This window comes from Sulfitobacter sp. R18_1 (assembly GCF_017743915.1).
GTDB classification, from domain to species: Bacteria; Pseudomonadota; Alphaproteobacteria; order Rhodobacterales; family Rhodobacteraceae; genus Sulfitobacter; species Sulfitobacter faviae.
This window is the reverse complement of the sequence record NZ_JAGHRG010000039.1, coordinates 1-860: the sequence shown is the minus strand read 5'-3', so window position 1 is coordinate 860 and position 860 is coordinate 1. Positions and strand designations below refer to the sequence as shown.

Annotated in this window: 1 protein-coding gene; it reads left to right on the top strand. The window is 61.2% G+C overall.

Going from position 1 to position 860, the window contains the following annotated elements:
- The coding region (gene tuf, locus J7392_RS24130) for an elongation factor Tu (RefSeq protein WP_209219849.1) at positions 1-860 on the top strand (860 nt) is incomplete at both ends.

Here is an 860-nt window from a genome sequence, read left to right as displayed (position 1 = left end):
GAGTATGAGACCGAGAACCGTCACTACGCCCACGTCGACTGCCCCGGCCACGCTGACTATGTGAAAAACATGATCACCGGTGCGGCGCAGATGGACGGCGCGATCCTGGTTGTGAACGCGGCCGACGGCCCGATGCCCCAGACCCGTGAGCACATCCTGCTTGGCCGTCAGGTTGGCATCCCCGCCATGGTCGTCTTCATGAACAAAGTTGACCAGGTCGACGACGAAGAGCTGCTCGAGCTCGTCGAGATGGAAATCCGCGAACTGCTGTCCTCCTACGACTACCCCGGCGACGACATCCCCGTTGTTGCAGGTTCCGCTCTGGCGGCGATGGAAGGCAACAAGCCCGAGATCGGCGAAGAGTCCATCAAGAAGCTGATGGCCGAAGTTGACGCCTACATCCCGACACCCGAGCGTGCCGTGGACCAGCCCTTCCTGATGCCGGTCGAAGACGTCTTCTCGATCTCCGGCCGTGGTACCGTTGTGACTGGCCGTGTCGAGCGTGGCGTGATCAACGTTGGCGACGAAATCGAAATCGTCGGCATCCGCGACACCAAGAAAACCACCTGCACCGGCGTGGAAATGTTCCGCAAGCTGCTGGACCGTGGTGAAGCTGGCGACAACATCGGCGCCCTGCTGCGCGGCGTTGAGCGTGACGGCGTTGAGCGTGGTCAGGTTCTCTGCAAGCCCGGCTCCGTGACACCGCACACCAAGTTCGAAGCCGAAGCCTATATCCTCACCAAAGAGGAAGGTGGCCGTCACACGCCGTTCTTCGCGAACTACCGTCCGCAGTTCTACTTCCGTACAACTGACGTGACCGGCACCGTTCAGCTGGCAGAAGGCACCGAGATGGTCATGCC